General features: G+C 44.6%; 22 protein-coding genes and 1 riboswitch. Of the genes, 21 read left to right on the forward strand and 1 reads right to left on the reverse strand.

Going from position 1 to position 20,088, the window contains the following annotated elements; translation table 11 throughout:
• The first annotated feature begins 21 nt into the window (after positions 1–21).
• Positions 22–591, forward strand: a complete 570-nt coding sequence (locus NKT06_RS08310) for a DMP19 family protein (protein ID WP_253432489.1) — start codon at positions 22–24, stop codon at positions 589–591.
• Between the two features lie 26 nt (positions 592–617).
• Positions 618–902, forward strand: a complete 285-nt coding sequence (locus tag NKT06_RS08315) for a hypothetical protein (protein WP_253432492.1) — start codon at positions 618–620, stop codon at positions 900–902.
• Between the two features lie 172 nt (positions 903–1,074).
• On the opposite strand, the gene NKT06_RS08320 is transcribed toward NKT06_RS08315, so the two are convergent.
• On the reverse strand, positions 1,075–1,848 hold the full coding sequence (locus tag NKT06_RS08320) for a sporulation protein (protein WP_253432496.1): 774 nt from the start codon (positions 1,846–1,848) through the stop codon (positions 1,075–1,077).
• Between the two features lie 183 nt (positions 1,849–2,031).
• On the opposite strand from NKT06_RS08320, the gene NKT06_RS08325 reads away from it, so the two are divergent.
• The 19 genes from NKT06_RS08325 to NKT06_RS08415 all read left to right on the forward strand — a co-directional run bounded on the left by NKT06_RS08325 (position 2,032) and on the right by NKT06_RS08415 (position 19,952).
• A complete protein-coding gene (locus NKT06_RS08325) occupies positions 2,032–2,472 on the forward strand; it encodes a hypothetical protein (protein WP_253432499.1) in 441 nt (146 codons plus the stop codon).
• A 20-nt stretch (positions 2,473–2,492) separates the two neighbouring features.
• On the forward strand, positions 2,493–3,041 hold the full coding sequence (locus NKT06_RS08330; protein ID WP_253432502.1) for a hypothetical protein: 549 nt from the start codon (positions 2,493–2,495) through the stop codon (positions 3,039–3,041).
• Positions 3,041–3,580 carry a GNAT family N-acetyltransferase gene (locus NKT06_RS08335; protein ID WP_253432505.1) on the forward strand — a complete coding sequence of 180 codons (540 nt, stop codon included), beginning with the start codon at positions 3,041–3,043 and terminating at the stop codon, positions 3,578–3,580. Before NKT06_RS08330 ends, NKT06_RS08335 begins: the two co-directional genes overlap by 1 nt.
• Positions 3,581–3,626: 46 nt before the next feature.
• On the forward strand, positions 3,627–4,151 hold the full coding sequence (locus tag NKT06_RS08340; protein WP_253432508.1) for a YfiT family bacillithiol transferase: 525 nt from the start codon (positions 3,627–3,629) through the stop codon (positions 4,149–4,151).
• Positions 4,152–4,184: 33 nt separating this feature from the next.
• Positions 4,185–4,697 carry a GNAT family N-acetyltransferase gene (locus NKT06_RS08345; RefSeq protein ID WP_253432513.1) on the forward strand — a complete coding sequence of 171 codons (513 nt, stop codon included), beginning with the start codon at positions 4,185–4,187 and terminating at the stop codon, positions 4,695–4,697.
• 33 nt (positions 4,698–4,730) lie between these two features.
• A riboswitch (ZMP/ZTP riboswitch) is annotated at positions 4,731–4,812 on the forward strand.
• Positions 4,813–4,965: 153 nt separating this feature from the next.
• Positions 4,966–5,439, forward strand: a complete 474-nt coding sequence (locus NKT06_RS08350; RefSeq protein WP_253432516.1) for a GNAT family N-acetyltransferase — start codon at positions 4,966–4,968, stop codon at positions 5,437–5,439.
• 304 nt (positions 5,440–5,743) lie between these two features.
• Positions 5,744–6,127, forward strand: a complete 384-nt coding sequence (locus NKT06_RS08355; protein ID WP_253432519.1) for a VOC family protein — start codon at positions 5,744–5,746, stop codon at positions 6,125–6,127.
• A gap of 220 nt (positions 6,128–6,347) precedes the next feature.
• Positions 6,348–7,067, forward strand: a complete 720-nt coding sequence (locus NKT06_RS08360) for a class I SAM-dependent methyltransferase (protein WP_253432521.1) — start codon at positions 6,348–6,350, stop codon at positions 7,065–7,067.
• Positions 7,068–7,136: 69 nt separating this feature from the next.
• A complete protein-coding gene (locus tag NKT06_RS08365) occupies positions 7,137–7,889 on the forward strand; it encodes an SDR family NAD(P)-dependent oxidoreductase (protein WP_253432524.1) in 753 nt (250 codons plus the stop codon).
• Positions 7,890–8,074: 185 nt separating this feature from the next.
• A complete protein-coding gene (locus NKT06_RS08370; RefSeq protein ID WP_253432526.1) occupies positions 8,075–8,764 on the forward strand; it encodes a response regulator transcription factor in 690 nt (229 codons plus the stop codon).
• Complete coding sequence (locus tag NKT06_RS08375; RefSeq protein ID WP_253432529.1) at positions 8,761–9,765, forward strand: sensor histidine kinase; 1,005 nt, start codon at positions 8,761–8,763, stop codon at positions 9,763–9,765. The genes NKT06_RS08370 and NKT06_RS08375 overlap by 4 nt, the downstream gene beginning before the upstream one ends.
• A 116-nt stretch (positions 9,766–9,881) precedes the next feature.
• Positions 9,882–10,637, forward strand: coding sequence for an ABC transporter ATP-binding protein (locus tag NKT06_RS08380; RefSeq protein WP_253432532.1), 756 nt, complete (start codon positions 9,882–9,884; stop codon positions 10,635–10,637).
• A complete protein-coding gene (locus NKT06_RS08385) occupies positions 10,634–12,559 on the forward strand; it encodes an ABC transporter permease (protein WP_253432535.1) in 1,926 nt (641 codons plus the stop codon). Before NKT06_RS08380 ends, NKT06_RS08385 begins: the two co-directional genes overlap by 4 nt.
• A gap of 195 nt (positions 12,560–12,754) precedes the next feature.
• A complete protein-coding gene (gene pgsA / locus NKT06_RS08390) occupies positions 12,755–13,294 on the forward strand; it encodes a CDP-diacylglycerol--glycerol-3-phosphate 3-phosphatidyltransferase (protein WP_253432538.1) in 540 nt (179 codons plus the stop codon).
• A gap of 190 nt (positions 13,295–13,484) precedes the next feature.
• The gene (locus NKT06_RS08395) at positions 13,485–16,154 is read left to right on the forward strand and encodes a winged helix-turn-helix domain-containing protein (protein WP_253432541.1); all 2,670 of its coding nucleotides are present in this window, start codon (positions 13,485–13,487) and stop codon (positions 16,152–16,154) included.
• A 136-nt stretch (positions 16,155–16,290) separates the two neighbouring features.
• Positions 16,291–18,363, forward strand: coding sequence for an S-layer homology domain-containing protein (locus NKT06_RS08400; protein ID WP_253432544.1), 2,073 nt, complete (start codon positions 16,291–16,293; stop codon positions 18,361–18,363).
• 157 nt (positions 18,364–18,520) lie between these two features.
• The gene (locus tag NKT06_RS08405) at positions 18,521–18,946 is read left to right on the forward strand and encodes a GNAT family N-acetyltransferase (RefSeq protein WP_253432547.1); all 426 of its coding nucleotides are present in this window, start codon (positions 18,521–18,523) and stop codon (positions 18,944–18,946) included.
• Between the two features lie 40 nt (positions 18,947–18,986).
• Positions 18,987–19,421, forward strand: a complete 435-nt coding sequence (locus NKT06_RS08410) for a GNAT family N-acetyltransferase (protein ID WP_253432551.1) — start codon at positions 18,987–18,989, stop codon at positions 19,419–19,421.
• A 108-nt stretch (positions 19,422–19,529) separates the two neighbouring features.
• A complete protein-coding gene (locus NKT06_RS08415) occupies positions 19,530–19,952 on the forward strand; it encodes a hypothetical protein (RefSeq protein ID WP_253432554.1) in 423 nt (140 codons plus the stop codon).
• Positions 19,953–20,088: the final 136 nt, after the last annotated feature.

A 20,088-nucleotide genomic window follows, 5' to 3' on the forward strand; every position in this document is an offset into this window, starting at 1 on the left:
AGATACAGGAGGCAGAGAAAGATGAACAAGTTACAAGAAGAACTGCAGGAGTTGTTACCACTCGATCAGCTTGAAGAGATGTCAGGTGAAGAAATGGTGGGGAGTGTTGCCATGGACCTTTATCGGGCTGAATTCGAGACGATTCGCGAGAGTGGGCCGGTACTTCCGCAAGTATTGCGCGATATCATTCTAATCATTGATTTGGATACCGAGCTGTCCATGAACGGTATGACCGGTTTCCTTGAGAATGCCAGCGGGCAGTATCTGGGTGAGACGATAACAGCTATGGAACGGATTGGCAATGATGCAGATGCCGTGATCCTGAAGAAAATAGAGCAAGTGTTGTCCGAAAGCAGCGTAACGCACGGGCAATTACGAGATAATGTGAATGGCCTGTCCGAAGATGACATCACGACAAGCCTGCAAACGCATGGGGAACAGATTCATGAGGTATTGCAGCGCATTGAACTGGAAGCCGGCAACCTAAGCATGCAATCCGATAACGAAGAAAGTTTCGACCTGCTGTATCAGTATGTGGATGCCAACAAAGATCTGCTGAAACAGGAGATGGAGCACTTCTTGTCTAATTGAATGGGAAGAGGGGGGAATTGACAAACATGAACAAACGATTAGTGATGGAATCCGTTCTGGTTACCCTGTTATTCATCATCGGTTTTGCAGCTTGGAATGTCGTACAAGGCATGATCATGACCATGAATTACGTACCTGATCTGACAAACACCGCTTCATCCGTTAACCCATTGCAATCCAAGGTTGCTTTTGGAACTATGGTTCGGTGGGATTCAACATCCATGATCATGGCTGTTGCCGGATTCGTTTTGCTCGCCGCAGCATATTACGGTCTTCGATCTGGAATGCAGCGCTGGACACAGCGTTCCTGAAGGATTGTCCTCATAAGCTCCATGTCACATGTTCCTTTACGGTGCCTTTGCAGCACACCAATTGAAACTCAATTACAACTGCCCTGAGTCTATTAAGTTCCCTTATTTAAAATGGAAACCGTCCTTTATCAGATTTATCTGATAGAGGACGGTTTTTTTTATAGACTATATACTAGATATGTTTGGAAATGACTTCTTCCAGTCCTTGAGCGACAGAATGCGCACCCCGTGCCAGATGTCTTTCATACAGATGCAAGCGGACAAAACTTTCATCCGTACCCATGGCTTCGGAGAATATTCCACTGAGCCCACGAGCACGGCGGTCGATCTGTAATAACAGTTCAAGCGAATCGCCCATTGGATAAAACAGGACTTCCAGCTCATCCAGATGTCCACGGAACTTGTTTGTTGGTACATATTCGAATTCCTGAACAAATGGCAGATTTCCGCCAAGCTTCGGCGCATAGTCGTTGGTCACTTCACGCAGTTTGAAGTCAAGGATATCGATTGCATCGAGCACAGTATTCATGTCTTTGCTGGGAACAACATGCAACCTGTCACGATCTGATGGGTCCACCGCGCTTGAGATATCGAGGCCGGTTTCTACCCAAACTTCGGCACGATGCAGTGTAATCGGCAGGTTTTCTGGCAGGTCAAATGAGAATTCTTTCTCCAATTTGGCTCCAGGCTGTAATGTGAAACCTTCGGTGAGCAGGTATTTGGCGATAACGGCTGTTTCTTTTACTTTGCGATCATCGTGCTCCCGTATGTAATGGGTTTTGATTGAAAGATAGATTCGATCTACGTTCTGCTCCACATCTCCACCTTCAATGTACACAACCCCCGTGATGATTCCTCCAGGCGTGACCTCTGGTGTATGCAATTCCGTATTTACTTTGGCTGCTCCAACACCTACACTGGCTAACATTTTCTTGAAAAATGACATGCGCTTAACCTCCAGATCAGATGGTTTATTATAGGGGATACATACGACTTCGACCTTAATACGGAAGCTGGAAGGGAAACGTTTCAAATTTTGGCAAAGATATTCGCATATTCAAACAGGAGATTCGATTAGCCGATGTCGAATGTTAGAATAAAGGGATTTTTTGTCAGGAGATGAAGCCGATTGAACACAGAATTTTCAGAACAGAAATATGGTGAGACTGGTGTCAAAACCAGCTTTGAGCAGATGGCGAACGGGGAACAGAAATATAAAATGATATCAGAAGATGGCAGTTATTATTGTAGAACCGTTGCTTCTTCCCAGGGAGCATGGCAAAACAGTCATGTACATATCAGTCTAACGGAGTTTTATGTGGTGCAATCCGGATGGATTGCTTATGCCAGTTATGGAGACGATCAGGTGTTTTCCATTCGAGTGATGCGTGAAGGAGAGCATATGATTGTCCAACCTGGAGTCCACCACAATATATACATGTCTGCACATAGCACGATCCATACAATCAAACATGGATTAAATACATTCAGTGATTGGATGGCATCACCTGAGTTGGATAGGGTAACTCAATCTGTAACAGAGAAGGAGCTGCTCCAGAAGTATGATTAACCAGACGGAGGATCAGGCAGATGCGTAAAAGAACAATATTTTGGATTACGGGAATAACGATCATTTTTTTGGTGACTCTGCTCATCTACAGCTATGTTATTCCAAGTGTGAATGCCAAGGATGTTGTGATGGCAGGGACAATCAGACAGATTGATACAGATGCAGTGGAGGTAGAGTTAGAGATAACGCGAAAAAGAGAAGACCAGGATCAACATATGGTGTATCCCGTTGTCCCGGGCTGGGGAGGGGTCACATTCACGGATGAACTAGATGATGCGTGGTACATGCCTTCGTCTGTTGGCAGCTCCTATTTTGATCAAGTCATTCTGGAAAAGTATCTGAAGGGCCAGGGGAAAACGAGGAAATCAGCTGATAATCTGATAGGATTTGCGATACCTGATGAGTTAGGGAGTTACAAGTTGCGATTTACGCTCAGATCCTTGGATGGAACGACTCAACCGCTAAAGAATCCCATGGTGTATTATGTTCACAACGAGCAGTTGTTGGGGAAGGATCTAAGTTGGGTTACGGGTGAAAATCTGGAGATCATTAAGGAGTATGCAGAGTGATGAGAGTATATGAATCAAACGGAATCACCGTACGTTTCTTGGAAACAGAAGATGAACACCAGCTGGTGAAGTGGCTGACTGACCCGGAAGTCCTTCAATACTATGAAGGCCGTGATCGGCCGCATGATCTGGAGCAGGTAAGAGAACATTTTTACAATCAGGATGATGATGCTACCCGTTGTATCGTTGAGTATGGAGGACATCCGATTGGATACATTCAGTTCTATGAGCTTGAGGAAGAAGAACGAACGGAGTATGGTTATGGAGACACGGATGAGATCATCTATGGAACGGATCAGTTTATTGGTGAGATAGATTATTGGAACAAAGGTATCGGAACATTGCTGGTGCAATCCATGCTGGCTTATCTGACTCATGAAAAAGAAGCCCGTAAAGTGGTTATGGACCCTCAATCCTGGAACTTGCGAGCGATATCCTGTTATGAGAAATGTGGTTTTCAAAGGATTAAGCTGTTGGAGAAACATGAGCAGCATGAAGGACAGATGAGAGACTGCTGGCTCATGGAATATGCTCCTTAGATAATTAAAAGTTATTTTGAATCATACAAACAAGGAGGAATAATAGATGGACGAACGATTTCCGATAGGACCATTTGTACACACAGGTGAAGTTACCTTGGCACAGCGGGAGAAGTGGATTCAGGACATTGCTGAGTTGCCTGAGCACGCGCGAGAAGCGGTAAAGGGACTGAGTGAAGAGCAATTAAGTCTGCCCTATCGAGAAGGCGGATGGATGCTCAAACAGGTCATTCACCACATGGCAGACAGCCATATGAACAGTATGATTCGTTTCAAATTGGCACTGACAGAGGATACACCTACGATTCGACCATATTATGAAGAGCGTTGGGCTGAACTGAGTGATTCAAGGGACCTGGATGTTGAGTTCTCGCTTCAGATTCTGGATGCACTTCATCGTCGTTGGGTGTTTCTGTTAAACGCATTAACAGATGCAGATTATGCCAAACAATTCTATCATCCCTCATCGCAAGAAACAACGAGACTGGATTATAATCTGGGCATGTATGCGTGGCATGGCAAACACCATGTTGCGCATATCACATCGCTTCGAGATCGACTGGGAATATAGTTAGGCAAAATATCTTATTAAGGAGAATCATTAATGACTGTACATATCAGATTATTAAATGAGAGTGATCCTGTAACCATATCAAAGGCGTTTCAGGAGCAGGGGTGGGGGAGATACGCTGAGCAGTATCTTCATTACTTGGCTGAACAACAGAATGGGGACCGTGTAACCTTGGTAGCCGAGTTGAATGGAGAATTTGCTGGGTACGTGAATGTATTGTGGCAGTCCAAATACCCGTCTTTCAGGGAACAAGGCATTCCCGAAATTAACGATTTCAATGTGCTGATCAAGTTCCAGCGCCAAGGTATTGGTTCACGGTTGATGGAACGAGCAGAGGAAGTTATTTCGGAACGAACGGATGTAGCAGGCATTGGTGTAGGTGTGTTTTCCGATTATGGCAAAGCGCAAATTTTATATGCCCATCGCGGATATATACCGGACGGTCATGGTGTCCACAGACACGATCATTACATTCAGCCAGGTGAAGAAACAGTTATGGACGACGATGTTGTGCTTTATCTTACGAAGAAATTAAAAGGCATGTAATAAGTGTGAGTCATGTGTACTGGTTGTTAAATATCGATTGTGTGTGACTGGCGTAAACGTGGAGTGAACCACGAGGAAGCACATATATTATATGCCGTACGCCTGGGCAAAGTGTTTGATCTTTTGATCAAACACTTTATTTATTATTCGGGTACGAAAGGACTGGTGGCGGCAATGAAAATGGCGTTTGCTTTATTTGATCGAATGACAAGTATGGATTTGGCTGGATTTTATGAAGCTGTGATCTTTAAGGGGAGGGGGTGGAAAGATGACTATTCGTCTTTTTCAAACGATTGATCAGCCAGCAGTGCTGAAAATGATGACGGATCATGATTTTCAATTCCCTCCGTTTATACGCGAACAGTATCCTGCGCGCTGGGATTTATTTTTAAATATGAAGGATGAACGGATCAGTGCTTATTATGTCATGGTTGACGAAGCAGATGTTGTGATAGGTCATGCTGGTTATATCTTTCAGCCTACGGTTAACCGATATGAAATTGTTGGCGTTGTTACATGTAAATCACACCTTCGACAGGGTGTAGCCCGTACACTAATTACTGAAATATGTATGAAAATAGCTAAATTTGGATGTAGTGATATCATGCTTTACACACTTGATCATGCAGAAAATGAAGCAGCGCTCGTATTTTATGAACGAATGAATTTTCAAAAGGAAGGTGTTGATATGAACTATTATACCTCGGGGTTCCATAGGCTGGCTCTTGTCAAAACACTATAAGTAACTTCAAGTAATCCACTTCACTCAAAATCTGATCTTGATTTGTTAAGCTAATTTAACCTATCTGTATAGTGGAGGGGAAGCTTCCATTCTCCAAAGTAGGATCGCTACATCGGTCTGATCAGAAACTTCGATCAGAGCAGTGTTTAAGTAGTGGAAGCATAAAAGTTTACTTCAGTTTAAGTGTAGTGTACTTCCAAAAAAAGATAATGAAAAAGCCGTCTTGCATGTTATACTCTATTGGAATTTGAGGAATGATAAGCAGGATGTTGAGAGATTAGATGATCAGAGGAGTGAATGATGCATGTTTAGCAAAGTCGGCCAAATTATGTTGTATGTCAACAATCAGGATGAATCATTGGCATTTTGGACGGAAGTTGCAGGATTCCACATTGTGGATGAAGTAAACCTGGACGAGGGTATGAGATGGATTGAGATTGCGCCCACCCCAGATTCGCAGACGAGTATTATTCTCCATGACAAAGAGTTCGTCGAACGGATGTCAGCGGGGGTAAATCTGGGCACACCTTCGTTAATGTTCTTCACCGAAAATCTGGATCAGTTATATGCCGACTTGTCTGGTAAACATGTAACGGTGGGAGAGATTGTCGAGATGCCAACCGGGCGTGTTTTCAACTTTGCTGATAATGAAGGAAATTACTTTGCAGTCTTGGAACGGGCGAAGTAAGCTACAACTTAAAACCGCTACGGTTGTAAGCGATCGACATTCATGTCGGTCGTTTTTTTGTTGGAAAAAAGCTTCTGTTTTGGAGTGGAAAAACACAAGAAAAATAGAGAATTAATGGGTAAAAATGTTATAATAGAGTGTGGCTGACTTAATGAAAATGATGAGGAATGAATAGTCGGAAATGAAGGTTCGGATGGAGAGTATAAGGAGGAATGTGGTTGTGGAAAGGACGATTAAAAGTGTACAGGATCTATATGATATGCTCGATGCGGACTTCAGATCTGCCAAGCAATTTTGGGAGCCTTTTTATGAGGATCGGGACAGCCCCATCCCCTTTTTCCCTAACAAACCGGATGAGAATCTGGTAGCGCATGTGAACGCAGGTCTGCTGGCAGGCGGCAAGGCATTGGAACTGGGTTGTGGCCCAGGCAGAAATGCGTTGTATTTAACCCGCCAAGGATATCAGGTAGATGCTTATGATCTTTCCGAGACAGCTATTGCTTGGGCTAAGGAAAGGGCAACAGAAGAGCAACTGGACGTGCATTTTGAATGTCGCTCCGTGTTCGAACTGGCCCCGGAGCAAGAATATGATCTTGTCTACGACTCAGGTTGTTTGCACCATCTGTTACCTCATCAGCGGATTCCTTACATAGAGATGATTCACCAAGCGCTCAAGCCCGGAGGATACTTTGGAATGACTTGTTTTGCTCCTGGTTTTGGCGGTCAAGGTGGGCCGGAGAGCGTCATGGACGATTGGCAGGTATATCAAGAGAAGTCGATGCGAGGTGGTCTTGCGTTCACGGAGGAGAAGCTTCGTTATTTACTGCAAGATCCATTTGAATGCGTGGAATTACGCCCAATGAAGGCGATGAGCCAGGATGAGAATTGTTTTGGATTACCGATTTTGTGGGTGACCATGTGGAAGAAACCGGGCGTTTAGTTATAGATTTATAAAGTCATAGGTTGAAGTTTAACCAATATCGCATTGAGCGAGAGAAGGCGGGGGAATATGGGAGAGAGGTATTTTATCATTACAGGTACATCCAAAGGAATTGGCAAACAGCTCGCGGAGTTGTTGTTAGCCAGGGGAGAATGGGTCTATGGCATTTCACGCGGGCATTCGGACGAGTTGGAATCAAGCGAGGAATGGAGCGGGCGTTACCATCATGTTCAGTACGATCTAGCCGACCTGAGCGGGATTGATGATGTGGTTACATATCTATTGGACCAAATCCCAACTCAGGAAGCTGATTGCATTGGACTCATTAATAATGCAGCGATGCTGGAGCCTCTAGGACCCATAGAACAATGCAGTGCGGCAGAGATAAGTCAGAGTCTTAACATCAGTCTTGCAGCGCCAATGATATTGACTTCATCTTTTATTCAACAAACCAATCACCTGTCCGCCAGACGTAAAATTGTTAATCTCTCATCGGGTTCGGGAAGTTATCCCGCGCCTTCAATGGCAGTGTACTGTACATCCAAGGCAGGTATGAATATGTTCACCCAATGCGTATCTTTGGAGCAAACGGGTCGACAGAACCCTGTTGAGATCATTGCTTTTGATCCGGGGATGGTCGATACGGAGTTACAGGCTGCTGCACGAGGCAAAAGTGCAGAGGAGTTTGCGCTTGCAGGCATGTTCAATCAAGTATATGAAGCAGGGCAATTAAGATCGCCACGAGATGTAGCGATGCAGTTGATCGAGCGGATTGACGAACACAATGATACAAGCAATGTTATACACCCTATTGAGAACTAATATGTTATACGTATTTCGGATCGTTTTCTTTACGAAGTATGGATACCTTTTGATATAAGCCCAACTTACCTGTACACTGGAATCAGCGATCTAAAGAACGATTTGTAACGGTAAAGGTGATCCTGCAACAACGGAGTCTAATTACCTTATTCAACCTTAGAAGATCAGAAATGTGGTGAAATCTCTTGTTTAAAATTATGCTCATTGAAGACGATGAATCGTTATTCAATGAAATCAAGGAACGTTTGTCCCAATGGTCGTATGACGTGTATGGTGTGCAGGACTTTGGCAAGGTATTGCAGGAGTACAGCGTAATTCAGCCGCAACTGGTTATTATTGATATTCAGCTGCCCCAATATGACGGGTTCCATTGGTGTCGGATCATTCGCTCGCATTCCAATGTGCCGATTATCTTTTTGTCCTCACGGGATCATCCTGCGGATATGGTCATGTCCATGCATTTGGGTGCAGACGATTTTATCCAGAAGCCGTTTCACTTCGATGTATTGATTGCCAAGATTCAGGCAACTCTGCGGAGGGTGTACAACTATAATACAGAGCATATTGAACTCCGGACTTGGCGCGGTGCTGCAATTGAATATGTGAAAAATACACTCACTTGCGGGGATGAATCTGTTCTGTTGACCAAAAATGAGATGTTCATCCTTAAAGTGCTGGTCGAGCACAAAAATCAGATTGTTACCCGTGAGGAACTCATCCGGAGCTTGTGGGATCATGAACATTTCGTGAGTGACAATACGCTGACGGTTAACGTTAATCGGTTACGGAAGAAACTTGAACCCATCGGCTTGGAGCGGTACATTGAAACCAAAGTAGGTCAGGGGTACATGGCAACGGAAGAGGCAGAAGCATGATCGGTAAGTACATACGAGAAAGGGCTAGTTGGTTATGGCTACTGGTAAGCATGCAACTTATTATTTTATTGGTGGCCTACTTGGACTCGTCCATTCCATTCCAATCTGTGGTGTATATCGTAGGACTGAATGTGGTGGTATGCCTTGTTTTTATCTGGGCGAGATTCCTGAAAGAGACTCGTTTCTATAAAAAATTGAGCATCTGGGATCATACCTATGATCTGGGAGAACTCGACATCGCCGAAAGTCCATATGAGCAGATCGTACATGAGGCTCTGAGTTCCCAGACACAGCGATATCGTAAGGAGTCATCACAACATTTTATCGCCCTGGAACAGGAGAAGGACGAGATGTTGTCCTGGATTCATGAGGTGAAGACCCCACTAACTGCATTGCAACTGATGATTGAGCGTTTGCCAGATGACAAGTTACAGAGCCAAATGACATATGAATGGTTACGAATCCATCAGTTGCTGGATCAGCAGCTTCATCAGAAGCGGATTCCGTTCATGCATAATGATCTGTTCATCGAAGAGACGGAATTTGAACCGATATTGAATAGCGAGATTCGAGCGCTGAGATCATGGTGCATATCCAAGGGCATTGGCTTTGATGTATCTTTAATGGTATCGCGTGTACTTACAGACAGCAAATGGTTAGGTTTCATCCTCCGGCAGTTGTTGAGTAATGCGGTGAAATATAGTGATTCATCGGACATCCTCATTGAAAGTCGGGAACAGGATGGACATGTCATACTGATGATTAAGGATCACGGGCGAGGGATTGAGACTCAAGATCTGCCGCGTATATTTGATAAAGGATTTACGTCTACCCGAGGCAGAATGGATGGAGCGGCTACTGGTATGGGGCTGTATCTGGTTCGTCAGGTGGTCCAGACGCTTCATATGCGCATTCATGTAGAATCTTCTCTTGGCGAGGGCACAATCGTCACACTTATTTTTCCGCGAAAAAACGACATGGTGCATCTTGCAGGCGTGTGACAACAATGTCACATGCTTTTTGGTTTTGTTCGGTGAATCACACGATAACACTGCACATTCCGCCTATGATATAGACATGAGCATTTTGCAGAAGTTCAAAGAGGAGTGAGTGGGATATGTGGATACTGGAAGCCAAAAAAATCCATAAAGTCTATGGGAATAAACTGAATAAACAGGAAGTGCTGAAGGGGATTGATCTTGGGGTAAGCGAGGGAGAGTTTGTTGGTATTATGGGGCCTTCGGGTTCGGGTAAAACGACGTTGCTTAATGTACTTTCTTCCATCGATCGGGTGAGCCAGGGCACGATTGATATTGAAGGCAAGGAATTCACCGGAATGAAGGAGAAACAGCTGGCTGAGTTCCGCAAACATCATCTGGGCTTTATTTTTCAGGAATACAATCTGCTGGATACCCTTACGGTGAAGGAAAATGTGTTATTACCACTCTCGATTACGAGCATTCCAAAGCAGGAGGCACACCGGAAGTTTGAACAGATTGCCCGTGAACTGGGAATCTACGAATTGAAAGACAAGTATCCATCTGAGATTTCGGGTGGGCAGAAGCAGCGAACTTCGGCAGCACGAGCATTTGTCCACGAGCCGAGTATCATTTTTGCGGATGAGCCAACAGGAGCGCTGGATTCCAAGTCCGCTTCGGATCTGCTAGGCAAGTTAAGTGAGATGAACAGCACCCGAAAGGCGACTATTATTATGGTTACCCATGATCCGGTTGCCGCAAGTTATTGCAGCAGAGTGATCTTCATTCGAGACGGTCAGATCTACACCCAGCTGAATAAAGGAGACGAGTCCCGGCAATCGTTTTTCAACGATATTATCAAAACCCAGGGCGTATTGGGTGGTGTGCAGCAATGAGCTTGAATTATATTATCTTCCGTAATCTCAGGAAAAATCTGAAGAATTATTATCTCTATGTTTTTGCGCTTGTGTTCAGTGTGGCCTTATATTTTTCCTTTGTGACGTTACAGTATGATCCTTCCATGGATGAGGTAGCAGCTTCAACGAAAGGTGCGGCGGCTATAGGCGCATCTTCGGTACTGTTAATCGTCATTGTCGGCATCTTTTTGCTCTATGCCAATACAATCTTTATCAAGCGGCGTAGCAAAGAAATTGGATTATTTCAATTGATCGGACTGACGAAAGGCAGAATTTTTGGCATTTTGAGTGCGGAGAACAGTATTCTCTATTTTGGCTCCATGGCTATCGGTGTGTTAATTGGGTTTCTTGCGTCCAAGCTGGTATTGATGATATTGTTCAAAATTCTCGGTGTGGATGCGATTACGAAACTGTACTTCTCTCCGATGGCACTGATGCAAACGGTGATTGTCTTTACGATAATGTATTTGCTCATCATGCTGATGAACTACACTTTTATCAAGAGACAGAGCATTCTCTCACTCTTTCGGGTGTCGGCCACTACGGAACAGCAGGTGCAGAAGATGTCTGTCGGACAGATGATTGTTGGCGTCTTGGGCATTGCCCTGATTGTGTATGGATACTTCATGTCTGCACGGCTGTTCAGCGGTGAGGCAATGGATATGCAGCAGTTGATGTATACGATGATTCTGATTCTCTTCTCGGTCATACTGGGCACATACCTGTTCTATAAGGGTTCGGTAAGTTTTATCTTTAATCTGATTCGCAAAAGCAAAAACGGCTACCTATCCATTCATGAGGTGTTATCGTTATCTTCAATCATGTTCCGCATGAAGTCTAATGCCTTGCTTCTCACGATTATTACAACCGTATCTGCACTTGCGATTGGCATGTTGTCACTCAGTTACATTTCGTATTATTCGGCAGAGGCTCAGGCCAAGGAAAGCTTGCCGGAGGATTTCTCTTTTGCTCAGGCGGATGTGAAAAATCGTTTTGTAGCGGAGTTGGAACACAAACAGATTGCTTATGAAGAGAAGCATAGAGAGCCTATTTATATTGAAATTGATGCACAAGAAGTGATGGATGACTCCATGACGGAACAATACCTGTTCAGTAGTGTGCTGAGTGACAACATGGTAGATAACATTGATGTGCAAGCGGGTGAAGTGGTCTTCATGGGATACGGAAATGCCATTCAGCAGTTAATTTCCATTCAGGAGAAAGGTCCAATCGTCTTGCACGGGTTGAAACATAGGCTGGCACAACAACTGATCGGAACAACCAAACATGGCGTCCTTCCCGCGTACTATACTGGGGGCACGCCTGTAGCGGTCGTGGATGAGACGGTATATCAGCAACTGAAGCAGGACATCGATCCCGAGCTGCAGAAAGCCGAGTGGACTGACTACTATGGTGTACGTATTGTGAACGAGGGGCAGGCTGAAGATGCATATGCCGTATACAAGGAGCAGCAGTTGGAAGCCCCAAGTTTCTCCCAAATTGAGTTCAGAAATAATCAACGTAACACGATGGGCCTAATTATGTTCATTGTTGGATTCCTTGGTTTGACGTTTTTAATTACATCAGGATGTATCCTGTACTTTAAACAAATGAATGAGAGTGAAGAGGAGAAGGGCAACTATACCATTCTGCGAAAGCTCGGATTTACGCAAGGCAATCTGTTGCGTGGAATTCAGATCAAACAATTGTTTAACTTCGGTATTCCACTCATCGTGGGATTGAGCCATAGTTACTTTGCCGTGAAATCAGGTTGGTTTTTCTTTGGCACGGAGCTGGCGACACCTACGGTCATTGTCATGATAGTCTATACATTGTTATATTCGATTTTTGGTCTGTTGTCCGTGTGGTACTATAAACGGGTGATTAAGGAAGCTTTGTAGAATTGGGATCAGGCGTATGCTGATATAACAAAATAGTTTGAGTAAAGGGCAGCTGTAATATATACAGACTGTTCTTTTTGCTTTTTCTAAGAATATTACCTTGTGAAAAAAAGGATGATAATGGAATTGAGTCGAAATGATGATAGAGTCCATGGTTCTGATTCATGTATAACGGGAAACGAGAGGAGATTTTCAATGAATCTGGCAAATAAAATCACGTTGGCTAGAATCGCGTTGATTCCATTGTTTATGATCTGTTTCCTTAATCAGCATAGCTTGATGTTTGCACTAGTTATATTTGCAGTAGCGGCAGGTACGGATAAACTGGATGGATATGTAGCGAGAAAATATAATCAGATCACGAATCTGGGAAAGTTGCTTGATCCACTGGCGGATAAACTGTTGATTGCGGTAGCGCTGGTCATGATGGTTCAGGAGAATATGATCAGTTCATGGATTGCTGTAATCATTATTGGGCGTGAAATTGTCATTACTGCATTACGAATGGTAGCAACAGAGCAGGGCATTGCTCTTGCAGCAGATCGATATGGCAAGATCAAAATGGTGCTTCAGGTGGCAGCCATCATTGCCATTTTGTTATACAATGTTCCGTTCAGTTTGCTGACTGAGGTGCGGGTTGATGTAATTTTATTGTGGCTGGCGGCAGGAGTTACGCTGTTATCGGGATTGAATTATATTGTAGTAAACTATAAGTTGCTACAGACAGAAAAATAGAAGAGCCAATCGGATAATGGTTCGATAATCCAATGTTACCCTGTACACAATGTGCAGGGTTTATTTGTCGTTGATTTCCGTTCAAAAATATGTGGGGCATATGTATTGTTCCTTGTATACTTAGATTATCTAAATATACATACAATGAATCGGAAAAAAGTGCACCATGGTGCTGATTCAGGAGGATCTCATGCAACAGGAACATACCGCTGGTCTCCACGTGGACTGGCTTCAATTTATGATTTTAACAACCAAACTGGAACTTCCACCCTTGCCAGCAGATACAATGGACCGTCCACGGCTAAGTTTGCAACGCAAAGAATTGTTCCAATCCAAAGTCACTTTGTTGACTGCCCCGGCGGGTTCAGGGAAATCAACACTTTTAGGTAGCTGGGTGAGAAGTGAAGCCGTTCATGCAGCCTGTGTTTGCCTGGATGATAAAGATCAGGACCCACTTCAGTTTTGGCTCTACATTATTCATGCACTGGATCGAGTGAGTAAGGAACTCTGCGGAGATGTACTGCCACATTTTTTGCAACGGTACCCGATAGACCCCAGGTCGGCATTGATATTATTGTTGAACCGCGTTGACCAGACCAATCAACATACGCTGCTCATTCTGGATGACTATCATGCAGTAACCCAGCCCAAGATTCATGAACAGATGCAATACTTTATTGAAAATCTTCCCTTATCCATTCATCTAGTTCTGTCTAGTCGCACATATCCTCCGTTCAAGCTTGAAAAGCTGCGTCTGAGAGGTGAATTGAAGCAATTTACACTTCAGGAACTGGCATTTACGCCAGAAGAGGGCATTGAATTTTGCCAAGAGATTATGCAATTGGATATTGCCGGGGGAGATGCGCGTGGTTGGGTACAGCAGACGGAGGGTTGGGCTGCCGGATTGAAGCTGCTCGCTTTATCTCATGCATGGGGTGGAAACGCGTTGGTCAGCCCTATGAATTCGATATCGTCACCTCTGTCTCGTGAAGATCATGGAGCAACTGGCGAGAGGACGATTTCGGATTACCTGCTTGAAGAGGTATTCCAGCGTCAGTCACCGGAAATGCAGCAATTTCTGCTCCGGACAGCGATCACAAGAAGAATGAACAGCAGTTTATGTCAGGTATTAAGTGATATGCAGGAAGCTCCACAATTGTTAAGGCAACTGGAGAAGGAACATCTTTTTCTTGTTCCACTTGATCGGGAAGCGCACTGGTATCGTTATCATCATTTGTTCTCTGCATTTCTAAAGCGTGAGCTGGATCGTTGTGGTGCTGAACAAGTTAATGAATTACATGCTCTTGCTGCACTTTGGTATGAACAACAAGGATACCCGGCTGAAGCGCTGGATCATTATATTCTCGGACAGCACATGCAGGATGCAGCGAGACTGCTGGAAGAGTTGTTTGCCCATTTTATTATGGGAGAGTGGTGGACGCTCCGGCGATACTTTGATGTTGTGCCACTGGAGATCGTGAAATCACGTCCAAAATTATATATGTCTTACCTGTTCCTTGTTGCACGTGAGATGCCTTATGGACAGATGGTAAAGCAGTTGGATGAACTCGAACACGTGATCCGGGTGCATCTTCAAGGGCAGCTGGAACCTGAGATTATCGGGTATTTGTTGCAAGTTATATGTGTGATGCGAGCATACATGGCCTATTTGAACAGAGATTTGGATGGGTTGGCTCATTATTTGGTTTCCTACATTGATCAGGGCTATCCTGATGATATTGCCTTTCAATATATGGACTATGATCGGAGAGAGAGCATGCGCCTGCGCAGCTTTCATGGCGTTAATGGCTACTTGAGGCGTGGGGAAGCTTGCTTCGGAGCGATTACGGAACGTTGGTATGCTGAACATGCCTATGTAACGTCCTACTATGGTGTTGGATATGGTGAGATTTTAATGGAACAGGATCGAATTGCAGAAGCGATAAGTTATGCGGACCGAGCGCTTGAAGTGGCTTTGCAGATCAAGGTGGCTGCGTTGCTCGTTCCTGCGTATGTACTCAAGTCCAGACTTGAACTTACACTGGGCAGACCTGAGGAAGGCTTGAAACTGCTTCAGCGGGTCTCGGGTTTATTATCTGTGAAGGATATGGATTACTGGGAACCTGCACTGTCAGCGCATCAAAACCGAATTTTAATTGAAATGAGTCCGGTGGAATCGTCCCATACCATTCTGGCTAAGCCTGCAAACGAAGGAGATGTAGCTGCTGAGATCAGCTGTGATCAGATCTTCCGATCCATGGTTCGCATACGTGCGATGATCATTCTTGAGCAGTATAATTATGCGCGAGAGGAACTGAGACGAATCCGTAAACAGGCTGAAGAACGGGACTTGCTTGCTGAACAGGTAGAGTGTGCTCTGCTAGAGTCAATCATGCTGCAAAAGCAGGCACTTACAGATGCCAGTGTTGTAGCGTTATCCCGTGCTCTGGTGCTGGGAGGGCCCGAAGGGTATATCCGTTCATTTGTTGCTGAAGGTGAACAGATGAAGCAGCTGCTACAGAGATACCTGTCTCTGCGTCGCATGAAGGCAATACACGATGATGGTGTGAAAATGGCTTATGTAAAACAGTTATTATCTGCTTTTGCAAGTGACAAACGATTGAGAGGCCTCTCATCTGTAGGAGAGGCAAAGCTGGATACAAAGGAAGTGGGACTCAGCCCGATGGAGCAAAAAATATTCGGTCACATCGCTGAGGGCCTGACCAGCAAACAGATTGCTGCCGAGTTTGGCATCTCACCCGGAACCGTTAATACACACATTCGCCGAGTGTTCGCGAAGCTGGGTGCGAGTAGTCGAACTCATGCTGTACAAATCGCGGAGCAGCGGGGATTATTATAATTTTGTGAAACTGTGTCTACTCTTTTGTAGACTGTTTGCAAGCTCAGGTCTCTCCTACAATGAAGATAATCAAATAACGCTGACAAGTCTTTGCTGACACCAGGGTTTATGTTCATGTGGGAGGTAACGTTAAAAGATGTCAACACGAATATCCAAACGAGAAGTTTATACGAAAAATAAGATCCGTAAAGTCTCGCCTTATTTGGCAGCCCTTCTGTCTTTATCCGTCATTTCTGTTCCCGGGACAGTGCATGCAGCGTCCGATGCTGTAAACATTCGTGACTTGCAGCAGGCAGCACCGTGGGCCAAGCAAGCCATTGAAAGGGCTGCCGAGCGACAGATGATTCTGGCGGACAAAGCAGGGAATTTCAACCCGAGCGCAACGTTAACAAGAGGTGACCTTGCATACACGCTGGCTCAACTATTGGAATTGAACGTGCTGTCGTCCGTCCAGCTTCCAGATCAGTTATTCAGGGATCTGGATCGTAACGCTGAGAATGGTTCCTATATTCGTGCACTTCAATTATCTGGAATTATGAATGGTTATCCGGATGGTACGTTTCGTCCTGCCGGTCTGGTAACAAGGGAAGAGCTGGCAACGACAATTATCCGTGCTTTGAAGGCTAAAGGATATGATGAAACATTAAATTTGACCAAAGAGTTGTCATTTAAGGATACTTCCGACATTAGTGCCTGGGCTTTGCCAAGTGTACAACAGGCTGTTGAATTGGGAATCTTGAAAGGGGAAAATGGAAACTTTGCGCCGAAGCGTTCTACTTCCAGACAGGAAATGGCCGTGATCGCATTCCGCACAACTGAAGTCATTCAAGCGCTTGATGAAGCTGCGAATCAAGGAGGCACCAATTCGGAATCCAATCCTGATGAGCCAGGAAAGGGAATTGAGGTGCAGGGTACAACTTCAGGCGGCAATAACGCAGGGAACGGTATAGGGAACGCAAACAGTAATTCCGGGGTGACACCAGGGAATGGAACTGGAAGTACGGGTGGAGGAGGTGGATCTGCGCCAACCACTCCAACGAATCCTTCCACTCCGTCCAATCCAGGTACGGGGAACAGGGCGCCACTGGTTATTAGTGGCGGTTTGCCTGATCAGGAACTTACACTAGATCATGCCGCATTAGACTTGAATGTCTCCACGTATTTTAGTGATCCAGATGGTGATGAATTGCAATTCAGTGTCATAACCGGAGATGCAACCATTGTTTCCTCTACTGTCGTAGAAAAAGTGATTCGACTTGTACCTCAAGCTGCTGGAGAAACATTGCTGACAATCAAAGCTGTCGATGTTCGGGGCGCAAGTGTCACGGCACAACTCAAGGTTAAGGTACAGCCCAACACGATAAGTCGTCAATTTCCTGATCCATATTTGGCTGGAGCTATTGCATATTGGTTGCAAAAGGATGTAAATGATCCACTGACCAAAGATGAATTGGTGGAAGCACTCATTCAGACCAATGGAGGATTGTATGCGAGAAATGCGGGCATTTCCGATCTGACAGGAGTCGAGATATTCAAAGGATTGAATGTAACCGAAATTGATCTGTCCGGAAACGCCATAAGCAAAGCAGATGCTTCTGGATTCGATCAATTGAATTGGCTTGATTTATCCGGTAACGAACTGACGCAAATTAATGTGACAGGACTGGACCAGCTGGAGTATCTGAATCTCGCGAATAATCGACTTCCTTTATTGGATGTGAGCGGACTAGATTCCTTGCAAAAACTAGATCTGAACAGTAATGAGCTTTTTCATCTACCAACTGGAATTGCTGGACTGTCTGATCTGCAATACTTGGATGTGAGTAACAATGCCATACCCCTGAGAGAAGAGCCGGACTTCACAATGCATCATACGTTGCTACAACGTGTGTACATGTATGATTTTAATGATGCTCCCCCTGTGCTGGTGGAGGCACCTGCGGGTAATATCGCTTATGTTCATGGAAATGAGATTGAGATCGACCTGTCCTTTATGTTTGAAGATGAAGATGACGCTAGATCAACTCTCACACTACAGGCTGACTCCCCTGATCCACAACTGGCAGATGTCAGAATGATTGGACAGAAACTATACGTTACTGCACTGGGAACGAGTAGTGAGCCTATTCGGATTGAGGTGATAGCTACCGACCCTCTGGGCAGAATTGGTGTAGGTCACGTGTACGTTGATTTGAAAGAAATAGAGTAACGTATTTTAAAACAGCATATGTGAACTAATGCAAGTAACTTCAACGTGCCTTCCTCTATGGAAGGTGCGTTTTTTTATTTTTGTAAGGGATAACTTTATGTTAAAATATGCAAGAAATGAATGAGGCTGTGAGTAATGACGATAGGGGGAGAAGAGGATGTCCCAAATAAATATCAATCCAAGTACTTCAGAGGATTCAGAGTATGTTCGCCAGCAACTTATCGCATTTAATGCTGCACATGTGAGCGAGGAATTAAGGCATCGTTACGAAGAACTGAATTTCAATATCAAAAATGAGACCGGCAAGATTGTCGCAGGTGTGCTTAGTACACTTTGCTGGAACTGGCTGGAGGTTGATATTCTATGGGTGGATTCTGAACAGCGGCATCGTGGATATGGTTCACAGTTGTTGCTTGAAGTTGAACGAATTGCACGAGAGAAATCTTGTGATTTTGTCATGTTAAATACCTTCTCCTATCAAGCACCGGAATTTTACAAGAAGCATGGCTACCAAATAATCACAACGATCGAGAATGCACCGACTGTACACAGTCATTATTATTTTAAGAAGGACCTCACGTAAGACAACATACGCGAAATAAGACCAAATCAGGAGGATAACAATGGTTACCATTAAAGGAATCGAACTTGAAGACTTACCGGCACTAAGCCAGCTATACAATGAGTTGATGGGAATGCCCACCAATGAGCAGCAGATGAAAAAGATGTTCCAATACATACAGCAGAACGGTCATTATCATGTGCTTGGGGCATTTTACAATGGCAAACTGGTTGGGTCCGTTATGGGGATTGAGTGTATGGATCTGGTGGGTCCATGCAAACCGTTCATGGTTGTGGAGAATGTGATTGTATCTGATCAGGTACGCAGGCAGGGCATTGGGCAGAGATTAATGCTCCAGATTGAGCGGATTGCGAAAGATCTGGGTTGTGGTTACATGATTCTGGTGTCTGGCGATCAGCGCAAGGAAGCGCATATATTTTATGAGAAGCTGGGTTTCAAGGATGAGAAGGTTCAGGGTTACCGGAAGCATCTTTAAATATCCAAGCGGATGAAAATTTCTTACACAAGTGGAAGGATTACTTAAGGAACATGGCGAATAAGGCATAGTCTTAACAAATGAAACGAATAAGAGGGAGGCACTCTCGTGCTCAAAAAATGGGCTAATGTTTTCATGATTCTGAGCCTGGTATTCGCCGTATGTTCCCCAACCTCCTATGCTGCCGCCAAAACGGTTAAGGTAACCGTGACGTTGGTGAGCGCAGAGCTTGTCGAGAATAACTCTGTCGGTAATGAGTGGGCCATCGGAGCAAGTGTGAACGGCAAAGATCTGGAGGAGGGTTCGTCAGTCACTTTAAACCTGAAATCCACGGGTACATTGAAACTGGAGGCCATCGCCGAAGAACAGGACAAAATTCCCGATTACGGGGATAAAAGCACCAACGTCAAACTATCTTCGTTCTCCAAATCAACCAACAAGACACTTTCTGTGGTGGTGACCGAGAACAGAGGTCGGTATTCTGGTAACACAGCGACCTGGGCGTTCAAGTTTAAGATTAGCAAGAAGTAAATAGTTACCGACCGTGAGAAAAGGGAGCCGAGCTCTCTTTTTTTTATGTGTAGATAATTGGTGATCTGAAGGATGAGAACGTTTCGAGCTACGCTGATCTTTGTTAAACTAATGAAAGTAACAGATCAAAACTTAA

The sequence above is a fragment of the Paenibacillus sp. 1781tsa1 genome (assembly GCF_024159265.1).
Classification (GTDB): Bacteria; Bacillota; Bacilli; order Paenibacillales; family Paenibacillaceae; genus Paenibacillus.